Below are 16,748 nucleotides of genomic sequence, written 5' to 3' on the forward strand. Positions count from 1 at the left end.
CCACCTTCTTCTTTCGAAAGTACGTATACTTCTGATTCGAAAGTTGTATGTGGAGTGATTGAACCAGGCTTAGCTAATACTTGACCACGTTCAACGTCATCACGCTTAGTACCACGTAAAAGTACACCACAGTTCTCGCCAGCACGACCTTCGTCAAGCAGCTTACGGAACATTTCAACACCAGTACAAGTCGTTTTAGTTGTGTCTTTAACACCAACGATTTCTACTTCGTCACCTACTGTGATGATACCACGCTCAACACGACCAGTAACAACAGTACCACGACCTGAAATTGAGAATACATCTTCAATTGGAAGTAGGAATGGCTTATCGATGTCACGCTCTGGCTCTGGGATATAAGTATCTAGAGCTTCAGCTAGTTCAACAACTTTAGCTTCCCAATCTGCTTCGCCTTCAAGTGCTTTAAGTGCAGAACCTTGAATAACTGGTAAGTCATCACCTGGGAAGTCATATTCAGAAAGAAGTTCACGAACTTCCATTTCTACTAATTCAAGTAGTTCTTCATCGTCAACCATGTCACATTTGTTCATGAATACGATGATGAAAGGTACGCCAACCTGACGTGAAAGCAAGATGTGCTCACGTGTTTGTGGCATTGGACCATCTGTAGCAGCAACTACTAAGATAGCGCCGTCCATTTGTGCAGCACCAGTAATCATGTTTTTAACATAATCGGCGTGACCAGGACAATCTACGTGTGCGTAGTGACGAGATGGTGTGTCATATTCGATGTGAGAAGTATTAATTGTAATACCGCGCTCACGCTCTTCTGGAGCGTTATCGATTTGTGCGAAATCTTTAACTTCACCACCATATACTTTTGACAATACAGCTGAGATAGCTGCTGTAAGAGTAGTTTTACCATGGTCGACGTGACCAATTGTACCCACGTTTACGTGTGGTTTACTACGTTCAAATTTTTCTTTAGCCACGATATATTCCTTTCTTTTCAGAAGTGCTCGACAACGAGCTATATAACAGTTAATTAAGTACTTAAAAATTTAAGTACGTGATTCAATAATTGCCTTTGCAATATTTGATGGTGCATCGTCGTACTTTAAGAACTCCATAGAGTATGAAGCACGACCCTGAGTTGCACTTCGCAAGTCAGTAGCATAACCAAACATTTCAGAAAGCGGTACAACAGCGTGGATAATTTTAACACCACCCAGACCATCATCCATACCTTCAATAATACCGCGACGTCGGTTCAAATCACCCACTACATCGCCCATGTTATTTTCAGGTGTGGTTATTTCCACTTTCATTGTGGGTTCTAGTAACACAGGGGTTGCTTCAAGCGCACCCTTTTTGAAGCCCATTGAACCAGCAATTTTGAAAGCCATCTCATTTGAGTCGACATCATGATATGAGCCGTCAAATAAAGTCACTTTCACATCAAGCATTGGATAACCAGCTAATACGCCGTTATTCATTTGCTCTTGAATACCTTTGTCAACGGATGGGATGAATTCACGAGGAACTGCACCACCAACGATTTCGTTAACAAATTCGTAGCCTTGACCTTCTTCAGAAGGTTCAACTTTCAACCACACATGGCCAAACTGACCACGTCCGCCTGATTGACGTACGAACTTACCTTCCACTTCAACTGCTGAGCGAATTGTTTCACGATAAGCAACCTGAGGTTTACCTACGTTACAATCTACATTAAATTCGCGACGCATTCTGTCTACGATAATGTCTAAATGTAATTCACCCATGCCAGAAATCAATGTTTGAGCTGATTCTGCATCAGTTTCCACTCTAAAAGACGGGTCTTCAGCTGCTAATTTTTGCAGCGCAATCGCCATTTTATCTTGGTCTGCTTGCGAACGTGGCTCAACGGCAATAGTAATTACAGGTTCTGGAAACTCCATGCGTTCTAAAATCACTTTGTGATCATTTGCGCAAAGAGTATCTCCTGTTGTCACATCTTTTAAGCCAATTGCCGCGGCAATATCACCAGCACGAACTTCTTTCAGCTCGGTTCGGTCATTTGCATGCATTTGTACGATTCGGCCGACGCGTTCACGTTTCTCTTTGACAGAGTTGTAAACCGCTGCACCCGACTCTAATACGCCTGAATATACACGGATAAAGGTTAAAGTTCCAACAAATGGATCAGTCGCAATTTTAAACGCTAATGCCGCAAAAGGGGCATTATCGTCTGATGGACGTTCGACTTCATTATCGTTCTCGTCAATCCCTTTAATTGCAGGGACTTCAGTAGGAGCCGGTAAGTAATCGACCACACCATCTAAAACAGCTTGAACACCTTTGTTCTTAAATGCAGAACCACAAGTTGCTAATACTATTTCATTGTTAATTGTGCGCTGACGTAATGCTTGCTTGATCTCTAATTCTGATAGCTCACCTTCTTCAAGGTATTTTTCCATCAATTCATCAGAGGCCTCTGCAGCACTTTCCACGAGATACTCATGCATTTCTTCTGCCTTAGCGAGAAGATCTGCAGGAATTTCTTCATAAGAGAAAGTCGTTCCTTGGTCTTTTTCAGACCAATTAATTGCTTTCATCTTAATTAAATCAATAACCCCTTTAAAGTTCTCCTCAGCGCCAATATTCAATTGAATAGGGACACAAGTCGCACCTAGGCGGTTACGGATTTGGTCGATGACACTATCAAAGTCAGCACCTGCACGATCCATTTTATTAACGAATACCATGCGCGGTACCTGATACTTATCAGCTTGACGCCAAACAGTTTCAGATTGTGGCTCGACACCTGATGATCCGCAGAAGACAACAACTGCACCATCAAGTACTCGAAGCGAACGTTCTACTTCAATAGTAAAGTCAACATGACCAGGGGTATCGATGATATTAATACGATGTTCGGTGAATTGAGCATCCATACCACGCCAGAATGTGGTTACAGCAGCAGATGTGATAGTAATACCACGCTCTTGCTCTTGAACCATCCAGTCAGTGGTAGCGGCGCCGTCATGCACCTCACCGATTTTATGAGACAAACCGGTATAGAACAGAACACGTTCTGTTGTGGTAGTTTTACCTGCATCCACATGAGCAACGATACCGATATTACGATAACGCTCAATTGGGGTTGTACGAGCCACTATTTATACCCTCTCAACTAAAGCTAAAGTGCTTTAGAAAATATCAACAATATGGAGTGGGCTAACGCCCACTCCATCAAATTACCAACGGTAATGAGCAAAGGCTTTGTTAGCTTCAGCCATGCGATGCACGTCTTCACGCTTCTTAACAGCAGTACCTTTGTTTTCAGATGCGTCTAGCATTTCACCAGCTAGACGTAGAGCCATAGATTTTTCACCACGCTTGCGAGCAGCTTCAACTAACCAGCGCATCGCTAGTGCGTTACGACGCACTGGACGAACTTCACATGGTACTTGATAAGTTGAACCACCAACGCGACGAGATTTAACTTCGACTGATGGACGAACATTATCAAGAGCAGCTTCAAGGATGCTTAAATGCTCTTCGCTTTTCTTTTCAGCGACAACATCTAATGCTTGGTAGATAATTTTTTCAGCAGTTGACTTTTTACCGTCAACCATAATGACGTTGATGAACTTAGCCAACAACTCACTTTTGAACTTTGGATCTGGTAGGATTTTACGTTGTCCTACAACGCGACGTCTTGGCATAACAATTCTCCGTATGCTTCAGGTACTTCCAAAACTGGAATTTTTTTAACTAGCTTGGCCTTACTTAAACGGACAAGTTACGACTTAGGACGCTTAGCACCGTACTTAGAACGGCCGTTGCGACGAGCACTTACGCCAGCACAATCTAATGCACCGCGAATAGTGTGGTAACGCACACCAGGTAGATCTTTAACACGACCACCACGGATTAGAATTACACTATGTTCCTGCAAGTTGTGACCTTCACCACCGATGTACGAAGTAACTTCGAAACCGTTAGTTAAGCGAACACGTGCTACTTTACGTAGTGCAGAGTTAGGTTTTTTAGGAGTAGTTGTGTACACACGAGTACAAACTCCACGTTTTTGTGGACACGCATTCAACGCTGGCACGTTAGTCTTTTCGACTTTTGGCGAGCGAGGCTTACGTACCAACTGGTTTACAGTTGCCATGAATAGCTCCGTTCAGTTGAAATATCTCAACAATTTTGTGTGAAAAATCTATATCCCACTATGATGGGACGCGAAAGTTTAGAAAGGTAATGGCCAACTGTCAAGAAATAGACAACTTTTCATGCAATTTCCAATAAAAAAGGCGCCAAAGGCGCCTTTTTTAACATACCATTTACTTTAATCAGCACTTCCGGCTAAGTTAAGTAAGTCAGCTAAGTTCTTCTCTGCTTCACTTGCAGTGATCACTGGCGCTTCTGCATTGTCTGATTTGACATTCGCACGAGCTTCATTACGAGCTGTGTGATATGCATAACCGGTACCAGCTGGGATTAGACGACCAACAATTACGTTTTCTTTCAGACCACGTAATGGATCGCTCTTACCGCCAACAGCAGCTTCGGTTAGTACGCGAGTTGTTTCCTGGAACGATGCAGCTGAGATGAATGATTCAGTAGCCAAAGATGCTTTGGTAATACCTAATAATTCACGCTCAAACTTCGCAGGTGTTTTGCCTTGTGCTTCAAGTTCGCGGTTAGCGATCTTAACGCGGGCAACTTCAGCTTGTTCACCGACTAAGAATTCGGTATCACCAGCGTCAGTAATTAAGCACTTACGTAGCATTTGGCGAATAATCACCTCAATGTGCTTATCATTGATTTTAACGCCCTGTAGGCGGTAAACGTCTTGAACTTCATCAACAATATAGTTAGCAACATGATGGATGCCACGTAAACGTAGGATGTCATGCGCAGCTTCTGGGCCGTCAGCAATAACTTCACCACGTTCAACTTTTTCACCTTCGAACACGTTCAGGTTACGCCATTTAGGGATCATTTCTTCATAATGATCACTACCATCAGCAGGGCTGATGACTAGACGTACTTTACCTTTGGTTTCTTTACCGAATGAGATAGTACCCGAGATTTCAGCAAGGATAGCAGGCTCTTTTGGTTTACGAGCTTCGAACAAGTCAGCAACACGTGGTAGACCACCGGTAATATCGCGAGTTTTAGACGATTCCTGAGGAATACGTGCTAAAGCATCACCAACGTTAATTTGTGCATTATCGTCTTTCGCTACAATCGCGTTACCAGGTAAGAAATACTGCGCAGGTACATCGGTACCCGGGATCATAAGATCGTTGCCATCAGCGTCGATTAGACGGATAGCAGGACGCATTTCTTTACCAGCTGTGCTACGAGCACTTGGGTCAAGTACCACAATCGAAGACAGACCAGTTAGGTCATCTGTTTGACGCGTCATAGTAACGCCTTCAATCATGTCTACGAATTTAACTGAACCGGCTACTTCAGAAATAATTGGGTGAGTATGTGGATCCCAGTTCGCAATAATTGCGCCTGCTGCCACTTCACTGTCTTCCAACACTTCTAAAACAGTACCGTAAGGTACTCTGTAACGCTCTTTTTCACGACCAAGTTCGTCAATGATTGCAAGTTCAGATGAACGAGAAACAATAACTAACTTGTTGTCGATGCTCTTAACGTATTTCGCATTATGAAGCTTCAGTGTACCTGAGTTCTTAACTTGAACATTGTTTTCAGCAGAGTCACGAGATGCTGCACCACCAATGTGGAAGGTACGCATCGTAAGCTGTGTACCTGGCTCACCGATTGATTGAGCAGCAACAACACCGATAGCTTCACCGTGGTTAATGATATGACCACGAGCTAAGTCACGACCGTAACATGCGGCACAAACACCAAAGTCTGTTTCACATGAAATTACAGAACGTACGATAACTTCATCAACGCTGTGCTCTTCAAGAAGATCACACCATGCTTCGTCAAGTAGCGTATTGCGTGGAGCAAGTACTTTTTCAGTACCAGGCTCAAGTACGTCAATAGCAACAACACGACCAAGAACACGTTCACGAAGAGGCTCTTTAACATCACCACCTTCAATCAACGGCTTCATGGTTAAGCCAGCTTCAGTGCCACAATCATCTTCAATAACAACTAGATCTTGTGCAACGTCAACAAGACGACGAGTTAGGTAACCCGAGTTAGCTGTTTTCAATGCGGTATCGGCAAGACCTTTACGCGCACCGTGAGTAGAGATGAAGTACTGAAGTACGTTTAGACCTTCACGGAAGTTCGCAGTAATTGGGGTTTCGATGATTGAGCCATCTGGCTTAGCCATCAGACCACGCATACCCGCTAACTGACGGATCTGAGCAGCACTACCACGAGCGCCCGAGTCAGCCATCATATAGATGCTGTTAAACGAATCTTGCTCTTCTTCTTCGCCATCACGATTGATAACAACTTCTTTCTTCAAGTTGTCCATCATCGCTTTAGAGATTTTATCGTTGGTACTTGCCCAAATATCGATAACTTTGTTGTAACGCTCACCAGCGGTAACCAGACCTGATTGGAACTGCTCTTGAATTTCAAGCACTTCACGTTCAGCTTCTTCAACTAAAGTGTACTTCTCATCTGGGATAACCATATCGTTGATACCAACAGAGGCACCAGAGATAGTTGCATAACGGAAACCGGTATACATTAATTGGTCAGCAAAGATAACAGTATCTTTTAGGCCTAGCGCACGGTAACAAGTGTTCAATAGTTTCGAGATTTGCTTTTTACCCATGTTCTGGTTAACCAGTTCATACGGTAAGCCTTTAGGCAAGATCTGCGATAACAATGCACGGCCCACTGTAGTATCTACAATACGACGGCTTTGAGTCTTTTCACCATTGTCGTCAGTTGAAGTCTCTGTAATACGTACTTTAACGCGTGCATGCAATTCTGCAGCACCTGTTGCGTACGCTTTTTCAACTTCATCAACAGACATAAATGTCATACCTTCACCACGGCCGTTAACACATTCACGGCTGGTATAGTAAAGACCAAGTACCACGTCTTGAGAAGGCGTGATTACTGGCTCACCATTTGCTGGAGAAAGGATGTTGTTTGTCGACATCATTAACGAGCGAGCTTCTAATTGAGCTTCAAGCGTTAACGGTACGTGCACAGCCATTTGGTCACCATCGAAGTCGGCGTTATATGCCGCACATACTAATGGGTGCAATTGAATAGCTTTACCTTCAATTAGTACCGGCTCAAATGCCTGGATACCAAGTCTATGAAGTGTTGGTGCACGGTTAAGCATAACTGGATGTTCACGAATTACTTCGTCTAAAACATCCCATACTTCTGGCTGTTCGCGTTCAACCATTTTCTTAGCAGCTTTAATCGTAGTAGCTAAACCACGACCTTCTAGCTTGCCATAAATGAATGGTTTGAATAGCTCAAGTGCCATCTTCTTAGGAAGACCACACTGGTGCAGACGTAAAGTAGGACCTACGGTAATTACCGAACGGCCTGAGTAGTCAACACGCTTACCAAGTAAGTTCTGACGGAAACGACCTTGCTTACCTTTGATCATATCGGCCAAAGATTTTAGCGGACGCTTGTTAGAACCTGTAATAGCACGACCACGACGACCATTATCTAATAGCGCATCAACAGACTCTTGTAACATACGCTTTTCGTTACGTACGATAATGTCTGGCGCAGCTAAGTCTAATAGACGTTTTAGACGGTTGTTACGGTTGATTACACGACGGTAAAGGTCGTTCAAATCAGACGTAGCAAAACGTCCGCCATCTAGTGGTACTAGAGGACGTAAATCAGGTGGTAGAACCGGTAGAACTTTTAAGATCATCCACTCAGGCTTGTTACCTGAAGTGAAGAATGCTTCCATCAGTTTAAGGCGTTTAGTGACCTTTTTACGACGGGTTTCAGAGTTGATTGAAGGCAACTCTTCACGCATTTGTTCGATCTGTTCTTCTAAATCAATTGCACGTAGCAAGTCTAAGACTGCTTCAGCACCCATTTTAGCTTCGAACTCGTCACCGTATTCTTCAAGTGCATCAAGATACGTTTCTTCAGTAAGCATTTGGCCACGTTCAAGACTGGTCATGCCAGGCTCGATCACAACAAATGATTCGAAGTAAAGTACACGTTCGATGTCACGAAGTGTCATATCAAGCATTAAGCCGATACGAGACGGAAGTGATTTCAAGAACCAAATGTGGGCAACTGGGCTTGCAAGATCAATATGACCCATGCGCTCACGACGCACTTTAGTCTGTGTAACTTCAACGCCACACTTCTCACAAATAACACCACGGTGCTTCAAACGCTTGTATTTACCACACAAACATTCGTAATCTTTCACAGGACCGAAAATACGCGCACAGAATAAACCTTCACGTTCAGGTTTAAAGGTACGGTAGTTAATGGTTTCTGGTTTTTTAACTTCACCAAAAGACCAAGAACGGATTAGATCTGGCGAAGCCAAACCAATTTTGATTCCGTTAAATTCTTCAGTCTTGCTTTGCTGTTTAAGAAACTTTAATAAGTCTTTCACGTTTCTCTCCTGAAGGAGTTAAACCAGATGCCTTGCTATTGCAAAGCATCCTTGGTTACCAAACATTGCTTAAGAGCGATGCTTACTCTTGATCCAACTCGATATTAATACCAAGTGAACGAATTTCCTTCAACAATACGTTGAAAGACTCAGGCATGCCTGGGTGCATCTGATGGTTACCGTCGACGATGTTTTTATACATCTGAGTACGACCGTTAACGTCATCTGATTTAACCGTTAGCATTTCCTGAAGAGTATATGCAGCACCGTATGCTTCTAGTGCCCATACTTCCATCTCACCGAAACGCTGACCACCGAATTGAGCTTTACCGCCCAATGGTTGTTGTGTAACTAAGCTGTACGAACCGGTTGAACGGGCGTGCATCTTGTCATCAACTAAATGGTTCAATTTAAGCATGTACATGTAACCAACAGTTACTTTACGCTCAAATTCGTTACCGGTACGGCCGTCACATAATGTTAACTGGCCAGATGAAGGTAAGCCTGCAAGTTCAAGCATTTGCTTGATCTCTTTCTCTTTAGCACCATCGAAAGCTGGCGTAGCAATTGGTATGCCGCCTCTCAGGTTCTTAGCTAAGCGCACTACTTCATGGTCGCTAAATGTACTGATGTCGACTTTCTGAAGAACGTCATCACCTAAGTCATAAACCTGCTGAATGTAGCTACGTAGCTCTGCCAGTTCGCGTTGCTCTTCAAGCATAGCAGTAATACGATTACCGATACCTTTAGCTGCAGCACCTAAGTGGACTTCTAGTACCTGACCAATGTTCATACGCGATGGTACGCCCAATGGGTTAAGTACGATATCAACTGGATCACCAGTTTCATCGTAAGGCATGTCTTCGATAGGACAAATCTTAGAGATTACACCCTTGTTACCGTGACGACCCGCCATCTTATCACCAGGTTGGATAGTACGTTTAACTGCTAGGTAAACCTTAACAATTTTCAGTACACCAGGTGCTAAGTCATCACCTTGGGTGATCTTACGACGCTTAACTTCAAACTTCTTATCGAAGTCTGCTTTTAGCTCTTCATGTTGCTCAGCTAATTGCTCAAGTTCAGTTTGTTTAGCTTCGTCATCGATAACTTGAATTAATACATCTTTACGCGGTAGCTCTGCTAATTTAGCTTCTGAGAAACCGGTAGATAGTAATAAGTTACGCGCACGGCTCAACACACCTTCTTCAAGGATCTGGAACTCTTCGCCTAAATCTTTGCGAGCTTGGCTAACATGCATCTCTTCAATTTCAAGCGCACGTTTATCTTTCTCGATACCGTCACGAGTGAATACTTGAACGTCGATGATGGTGCCTTTAACAGAGTTAGGTACACGTAAAGAGCTGTCCTTAACATCTGAAGCTTTCTCACCGAAAATTGCACGCAATAGCTTCTCTTCTGGCGTCAGCTGAGTTTCACCTTTAGGTGTCACTTTACCAACTAGAATGTCGCCGCCTTTCACTTCAGCACCAATGTAAACGATACCTGATTCATCTAGTTTAGATAAAGCAGACTCACCTACGTTTGGAATATCAGCTGTGATTTCTTCGCTACCTAGTTTCGTATCACGAGCAATACATGAAAGCTCTTGGATATGAATAGTAGTAAAACGATCTTCTTGCGCTACGCGCTCAGAAATTAAGATAGAATCTTCGAAGTTATAACCATTCCACGGCATGAACGCGATACGCATGTTTTGACCAAGAGCCAAATCACCTAAATCGGTTGATGGACCGTCAGCTAATACATCACCACGTACAATTGGATCACCAACAGAACAACAAGGACGTTGGTTAATACAGGTGTTTTGGTTTGAACGGGTATACTTAGTTAAGTTGTAGATATCAATACCAGCTTCACCCGGTGTTAACTCTGCTTCATTAACTTTGATAACGATACGGCTAGCATCAACGTAATCAACAACACCGCCACGTTTCGCAGCAACAACAACACCAGAATCGACCGCTAAAGTGCGCTCAATACCTGTACCGACTAACGGCTTATCAGCACGTAAAGTAGGAACCGCTTGACGTTGCATGTTCGCACCCATCAATGCACGGTTAGCATCATCGTGTTCTAGGAACGGAATTAGTGATGCCGCAACAGAAATAATCTGTTGTGGTGATACATCCATATATTGAATGTCAGCAGCACGCATAAAGGTAGATTCACCTTTATGACGACAAGCAACTTGCTCTTCAATGATTCGGCTAGAACCATCTACTTCAATGTTTGCCTGTGCAATAACATAACGACCTTCTTCAATTGCTGACAAGTATTCAACTTCATCAGTAATTACACTATCAACAACCTTACGATAAGGCGTTTCTAGGAAGCCGTATGAGTTAGTACGTGCGAAACTTGCTAAAGAGTTAATTAGACCAATGTTTGGTCCCTCTGGCGTTTCAATCGGACATAGACGACCATAGTGAGTCGGATGTACGTCACGTACTTCGAAGCCTGCACGTTCACGAGTCAAACCACCTGGGCCTAAAGCAGAAATACGACGCTTATGCGTTACTTCTGAAAGCGGGTTGTTTTGATCCATGAATTGAGACAGCTGTGAAGAACCAAAGAATTCTTTCACTGCTGCCGAAATAGGCTTCGCATTGATAAGATCTTGTGGCATCAACTCGTTCAAGTCGCCTAATGATAGACGTTCACGAACAGCACGCTCAACACGAACTAGACCAACACGGAATTGGTTTTCAGCCATTTCGCCAACGCTACGAATACGACGGTTACCAAGATGGTCGATATCATCGACTTCATCGTCACCATTACGGATTTCGATGATTTTCTTCATAACGTGTACGATGTCTTCTTTAGACAATACGCCAGCGCCTTCGTCTTCAGCAATCTCAAGACGACGGTTGAACTTCATACGACCTACTTTAGATAAGTCATAACGTTCTTCACTGAAGAACAAGTTCTGGAATAAGCTTTCAGCAGCATCTTTGGTTGGTGGCTCACCTGGACGCATCATGCGGTAGATTTCAACTAATGCTTCTAAGCGGTTAGTTGTAGAATCGATACGTAATGTGTCAGAAATATAAGCACCATGATCAAGATCGTTGATAAACAAAGTATCAACTTCTTTAATGCCTGCTAAAGAAAGTTTAGCAAGGTCTTCAAGGGTGATTTCAGCATTTGCGCTAACAAGTACTTCACCAGTATCTTGATCGATATAATCTTGAGCAGCAAACTTACCAACAATGTAATCTACAGGTACTTCAAGTTCTGTAGTGGCAGTTTTTTCAAGTTGTTTAATGTGACGAGCAGTAATACGACGACCAGTTTCAACAAGAACATTGCCTTCTGAATCTTTAATATCGTAACTTGCAGTTTCACCACGTAAACGGTCTGGTACAAGTGCCATAACAAGAGAATCTTTCTTAATTTTGAACTGAGTACGTTCAAAGAATAAGTCTAAGATTTCTTGAGTAGAAAACTCAAGTGCACGTAGCATGATAGTCGCAGGTAATTTACGACGACGGTCAATACGTACAAATAAGGCATCTTTTGGATCAAATTCAAAGTCAAGCCATGAACCACGGTAAGGAATAATACGTGCGTTATATAACACTTTACCTGAAGAGTGGGTTTTACCACGGTCATGATCAAAGAATACACCTGGTGAGCGGTGTAACTGAGACACGATAACACGCTCAGTACCATTGATAACAAAAGTACCGTTATCAGTCATTAATGGGATATCGCCCATGTAGACTTCTTGTTCTTTAATGTCTTTAACTGTGCCTGGTGCAGCTTCACGGTCATATAACACCATACGCAATTTAACGCGTAATGGAGCTGAATATGTAACACCGCGGATCTGACACTCTTTCACATCAAAAACTGGCTCGCCTAACTTATAACTGACGTATTGCAGTTCAGAGTTGCCAGAAAAGCTCTTGATGGGAAAAACGCTACGGAATGCGGCTTCGAAGCCACGTTCACCCGTAGGATCTTGATCGGTGAACTTCTTAAAAGAGTCTAATTGAATAGACAATAGGTACGGAATATCCAAAACTTTTGGGCGTTTGCCAAAGTCTTTACGAATACGCTTCTTTTCAGAATAGGAGTAAACCATGGGTTTCCTCTACTTACGAGATGTGACCAAGACTGAAATAATACAAAAGATTAAATCAGCACGTTTGCCCATCACCGTTAATGGCAAGAACCTAACCAGTAATCTCTGCTAGGAACTGCTAAAACTGGCGACAAACGGTGAATAAAAAATCGCCTGCGCATATAGCGCAAAAAAGGCCGACGGTTAAAAAACCGCCAGCCTCCGCCCGATTACTCGGGAGGTGGTAAGTTAAAGTATAACTTACTTAACTTCTACTTCAGCGCCAGCAGCAACTAGGTCTGCTTGAAGTGCTTCAGCTTCTTCTTTAGAGATAGCTTCTTTAACTGCAACTGGTGCAGATTCAGCCATCGCTTTAGCTTCTTTCAGGCCAAGACCTGTAGCGCCACGAAGTGCTTTAATAACAGCAACTTTGTTAGCACCGAAAGATGTCATAACAACGTCAAATTCTGTTTGCTCAACAGCAGCGGCAGCATCACCACCACCAGAAACTACTGCAGCTGCAGCAGAAACGCCGAATTTTTCTTCCATTGCTTCGATAAGTTCAACAACTTCCATTACAGACATTTCTGCGAAAGCTTCTAAGATTTGGTCTTTTGTGATAGACATAACAAAAAATTCCTATTGTACTGAATTCAATTTAATTAAGCGGCTAATAAAATATTAAGCTGCTTCTTTTTGATCGCGAAGAGCGGCCAAGGTACGAACAAACTTGCCAGCAGATGCTTCTTTTAGAGTCATCATTAACTGAGCTAGTGCTTCGTCGTAAGTTGGTAATTTCGCTAAACGATCAATATCTGCTGCAGGGATTACTTCCCCTTCAAAGGCTGCTGCTTTAATTTCAAACTTTTCTTGCGTAGCAGCGAAGTCTTTTAATAGACGTGCTGCAGCACCTGGGTGCTCGTTAGAAAAGGCAATTAAAGTAGGACCTGTAAACGTGTCGCTAAGGCACTCAAAATCAGTACCAGCTACAGCGCGTTTAACTAATGTATTACGTACTACACGTATAAATACACCAGCTTCACGAGCTGCTTTACGCAAACCGGTCATATCACCTACAGTTACACCGCGTGAATCGGCAACAACTGCAGATAAAGCACCTTTGGCTGCTTCGTTGACTTCAGCAACAATCGCTTTTTTGTCTTCGAGTCTTAATGCCATTGGCTTTACTCCTGGATTCTACCTAGGGAATTCCCTAGAATTAACCATGTTAAACACAAAGTGTTTAACGACTTACGGTGCAGATTTTCCAGCAGAACAAAATCTATCTGGGGGGTCTGACACCGTCTACGTAGGAAATTAAGTAATGGTTAGATTACACCTACGGTCTTGGACGGAAATCTATTCAATAAGCGGACTAATAAATTAGTAACACACGTAGAAAATAGACCTCAACCCACAAAGTGCGCGCATTATAGTCTAATACGCACGCTTTGTATATTACTTAACTTCGTCTAAGCTACCTTGATCGATAGTTACGCCTGCACCCATAGTGGTAGAGATAGTAACTTTCTTCAAGTAAACGCCTTTAGCAACTGCAGGCTTAGCCTTTTTCAGTGCCGCTACAAGCGATTCTAAGTTTTCTTTAAGCTGAACTGGTGTGAAATCCACTTTACCGATAGTAGTGTGGATAATACCGTTCTTGTCGTTACGGTAACGAACTTGACCAGCTTTGGCATTTTTAACTGCATCAGCAACGTTAGGCGTTACTGTACCAGTTTTAGGGTTAGGCATTAAACCACGTGGGCCTAAGATTTGACCTAACATACCAACAACGCGCATTGCATCTGGAGATGCGATAACAACGTCAAAGTTCATTTCGCCAGCTTTAACTTGTGCAGCAAGATCTTCCATACCAACAAGTTCTGCACCAGCTTCTTTAGCTGCTTCAGCGTTTGCGCCCTGTGTAAACACAGCAACACGAACTTCACGGCCAGTACCATGTGGTAATACTGTAGCGCCACGAACGTTTTGATCTGATTTACGAGGATCGATACCTAGGTTAACAGCAACGTCAACACTTTCTACGAACTTAGCAGTTGCTAATTCTTTTAATAAAGCAGTAGCTTCATTGATGTCGTAGTTCTTAGTTCCGTCTAATTTTTCACGGATAACGCGCATGCGCTTAGTTAGCTTTGCCATTATATTAGTCCTCTACTACCAAACCCATTGAACGTGCAGTACCTTCAATTGAGCGAGTCATCGCTTCAATATCAGCGCCAGTCATATCAGTAGCTTTTGATTCAGCAATTTCTTGAACTGCGCTACGCTTGATAGTACCAACTTTCTCAGTGTTCGGACGGCCAGAACCAGACTTAAGACCTGCAGCTTTCAATAATAAGAAAGATGCTGGAGGAGTCTTAGTTTCGAACGTGAAAGAACGGTCGTTGTATACAGTGATAACAACAGGAATTGGCATGCCTTTTTCGAACTTTTCAGTACGAGCGTTGAATGCTTTACAGAATTCCATGATGTTCACACCTTTTTGACCTAAAGCAGGTCCAACTGGTGGAGACGGGTTTGCAGCACCGGCTGCTACTTGTAGCTTAATATAAGCTTCAATTTTCTTTGCCATGTCGACATATCCTCAGTTTGGGTTCAAACGCGTATCGGCTACATGCCAATATGCTCCCCTTGAAAATTACGGGTGCGAATTATACAAAAATTCGCCCCCGCAAACAAATACTATTTGTAGTTAATTTAATCAGCTCTTTTCAACTTGATCGAAATCAAGTTCAACAGGAGTAGAGCGACCGAAGATCATTACTGAAACCTTAACGCGGTTCTTGTCGTAATCAACTTCTTCGATAGTGCCATTAAAATCAGCAAATGGACCATCGTTAACACGAACAACTTCACCAGGTTCATACATAACGCGATGAGTCGGTGACTCAACTGTGTCTTGTAAACGCTGAAGAATGGCATCCGCTTCTTTGTCTGAAATAGGCGCTGGACGGTCAGATGTACCACCGATAAAGCCCATAACACGTGGAATACTTTTAACTAAATGCCAGCTTTCGTCATTCATTTCCATCTGTACTAATACATAGCCAGGGAAGAATTTACGTTCGCTTTTGCGACGCTGACCTGCACGCATTTCAACCACTTCTTCTGTCGGTACTAATACCTCAGCGAAGTAATCTTCCATGTTGTGCATTTTTATGTGTTCAAGCAATGTTTTACATACACGGCCTTCATAGCCCGAGAATGCTTGGATCACATACCATCTTTTTTTAGCTTCTGTTGCTTCAGTCATGTAAATGCCTATACGCCAGTAATTAGGTTAACAACGCGCAAAAGTACCCAGTCGAAACCCCAAAGGATAACGGCTACGACAGCTGTTGCAGCAAGAACAATGAATGTAGTGTTTAGCGCTTCTTGACGCGTAGGCCAAACCACTTTACGAACTTCAATGTGAGCTTCACGAGCAAAAGATAAAGCTTCTTTACCTTTCACAGTTTGCAGAGCAATAAAACCTGCAAGAACAAAGGCAACAATTACGCCTAAAGCGCGTACCACAACACTGGCTTCGCCAAATGCTTGGTTGCCAATAACAGCGGCGGCAATCAATATAACTGCTATGCCCCACTTAACAATATCCAGAGAATTAGTCTGGTTTTCAGTATTTGTTGTCATCGGTTGGTTCCGTTACTCACTAAGAGACCTGAGCTTAAAATTGATAAAGTGTACCATTATCAATCAGTACTTCCGAATTAAGCCACGAAAAGCATCAGCTCAGGGTCAAAAATCGGCCATAGATTGTATTCTTATTCTAGTCAGTTCGCAAGGATGACACTAGAGATCATCAGCAAATCTTACAAAAAATAATAAAAACAAAAAAGGAAGCCGAAGCTTCCTTTTTTTATGTGTTAACTAAAATCGCTATTAAGCGATAACTTTAGCTACAACACCAGCACCAACAGTACGGCCACCTTCACGGATAGCGAAACGTAAACCGTCATCCATTGCGATTGGGTAGATTAGTGTAACAACCATTTTGATGTTATCACCAGGCATTACCATTTCTACGCCTTCTGGAAGCTCGATAGTACCAGTTACGTCAGTTGTACGGAAGTAGAACTGTGGACGGTAACCTTTGAAGAATGGAGTGTGACG

Annotated in this window: 12 protein-coding genes and 1 pseudogene; all 13 read right to left on the reverse strand. The window is 42.9% G+C overall.

Features of this window, described 5'->3' with window-relative positions:
* The coding region (gene tuf / locus Q4591_RS19390; RefSeq protein WP_303462519.1) for an elongation factor Tu at positions 1–953 on the reverse strand (953 nt) is incomplete at its 3' end.
* Between the two features lie 69 nt (positions 954–1,022).
* Positions 1,023–3,119 carry an elongation factor G gene (gene fusA, locus Q4591_RS19395; RefSeq protein ID WP_102439677.1) on the reverse strand — a complete coding sequence of 699 codons (2,097 nt, stop codon included), beginning with the start codon at positions 3,117–3,119 and terminating at the stop codon, positions 1,023–1,025.
* Positions 3,120–3,200: 81 nt separating this feature from the next.
* A complete protein-coding gene (rpsG, locus tag Q4591_RS19400; RefSeq protein ID WP_076543258.1) occupies positions 3,201–3,671 on the reverse strand; it encodes a 30S ribosomal protein S7 in 471 nt (156 codons plus the stop codon).
* Positions 3,672–3,748: 77 nt separating this feature from the next.
* Positions 3,749–4,123, reverse strand: coding sequence for a 30S ribosomal protein S12 (gene rpsL / locus Q4591_RS19405; protein ID WP_076543259.1), 375 nt, complete (start codon positions 4,121–4,123; stop codon positions 3,749–3,751).
* A gap of 177 nt (positions 4,124–4,300) precedes the next feature.
* Positions 4,301–8,521 (reverse strand): DNA-directed RNA polymerase subunit beta', encoded by a 4,221-nt coding sequence (rpoC, locus tag Q4591_RS19410; RefSeq protein WP_102476544.1) that lies wholly within the window; start codon positions 8,519–8,521, stop codon positions 4,301–4,303.
* A gap of 82 nt (positions 8,522–8,603) precedes the next feature.
* Positions 8,604–12,635: a DNA-directed RNA polymerase subunit beta gene (rpoB, locus tag Q4591_RS19415; protein WP_102439679.1), complete on the reverse strand. Its 4,032-nt coding sequence runs from the start codon at positions 12,633–12,635 to the stop codon at positions 8,604–8,606.
* Between the two features lie 240 nt (positions 12,636–12,875).
* A complete protein-coding gene (rplL, locus tag Q4591_RS19420; protein ID WP_076543262.1) occupies positions 12,876–13,241 on the reverse strand; it encodes a 50S ribosomal protein L7/L12 in 366 nt (121 codons plus the stop codon).
* 54 nt (positions 13,242–13,295) lie between these two features.
* A complete protein-coding gene (rplJ, locus tag Q4591_RS19425) occupies positions 13,296–13,793 on the reverse strand; it encodes a 50S ribosomal protein L10 (protein ID WP_076543263.1) in 498 nt (165 codons plus the stop codon).
* Positions 13,794–14,072: 279 nt separating this feature from the next.
* Entirely contained in the window at positions 14,073–14,774 is a 702-nt protein-coding gene (gene rplA / locus Q4591_RS19430) for a 50S ribosomal protein L1 (RefSeq protein WP_102439680.1), read from the reverse strand.
* Between the two features lie 4 nt (positions 14,775–14,778).
* Positions 14,779–15,207 (reverse strand): 50S ribosomal protein L11, encoded by a 429-nt coding sequence (gene rplK / locus Q4591_RS19435; protein WP_076543265.1) that lies wholly within the window; start codon positions 15,205–15,207, stop codon positions 14,779–14,781.
* A gap of 129 nt (positions 15,208–15,336) precedes the next feature.
* Positions 15,337–15,888: a transcription termination/antitermination protein NusG gene (gene nusG, locus Q4591_RS19440; RefSeq protein WP_076543266.1), complete on the reverse strand. Its 552-nt coding sequence runs from the start codon at positions 15,886–15,888 to the stop codon at positions 15,337–15,339.
* 8 nt (positions 15,889–15,896) lie between these two features.
* Positions 15,897–16,268, reverse strand: coding sequence for a preprotein translocase subunit SecE (secE, locus tag Q4591_RS19445; RefSeq protein ID WP_102439681.1), 372 nt, complete (start codon positions 16,266–16,268; stop codon positions 15,897–15,899).
* A 249-nt stretch (positions 16,269–16,517) separates the two neighbouring features.
* Positions 16,518–16,748 (reverse strand): annotated as a pseudogene (gene tuf / locus Q4591_RS19450) (elongation factor Tu); the annotation flags it as partial.

This window comes from Shewanella sp. 3_MG-2023 (genome assembly GCF_030548765.1).
In the GTDB taxonomy this organism is placed as follows: Bacteria; Pseudomonadota; Gammaproteobacteria; order Enterobacterales; family Shewanellaceae; genus Shewanella.

Bases quoted from the DNA above. Each gene is read 5' to 3' on its own strand.
- nusG (WP_076543266.1), bottom strand. From the start codon at position 15,888: ATGACTGAAGCAACAGAAGCTAAAAAAAGATGGTATGTGATCCAAGCA.
- rpsG (WP_076543258.1), bottom strand. From the start codon at position 3,671: ATGCCAAGACGTCGCGTTGTAGGACAACGTAAAATCCTACCAGATCCA.
- rpsL (WP_076543259.1), bottom strand. From the start codon at position 4,123: ATGGCAACTGTAAACCAGTTGGTACGTAAGCCTCGCTCGCCAAAAGTC.
- rplA (WP_102439680.1), bottom strand. From the start codon at position 14,774: ATGGCAAAGCTAACTAAGCGCATGCGCGTTATCCGTGAAAAATTAGAC.
- rplL (WP_076543262.1), bottom strand. From the start codon at position 13,241: ATGTCTATCACAAAAGACCAAATCTTAGAAGCTTTCGCAGAAATGTCT.
- secE (WP_102439681.1), bottom strand. From the start codon at position 16,268: ATGACAACAAATACTGAAAACCAGACTAATTCTCTGGATATTGTTAAG.
- rplJ (WP_076543263.1), bottom strand. From the start codon at position 13,793: ATGGCATTAAGACTCGAAGACAAAAAAGCGATTGTTGCTGAAGTCAAC.
- rpoB (WP_102439679.1), bottom strand. From the start codon at position 12,635: ATGGTTTACTCCTATTCTGAAAAGAAGCGTATTCGTAAAGACTTTGGC.
- rplK (WP_076543265.1), bottom strand. From the start codon at position 15,207: ATGGCAAAGAAAATTGAAGCTTATATTAAGCTACAAGTAGCAGCCGGT.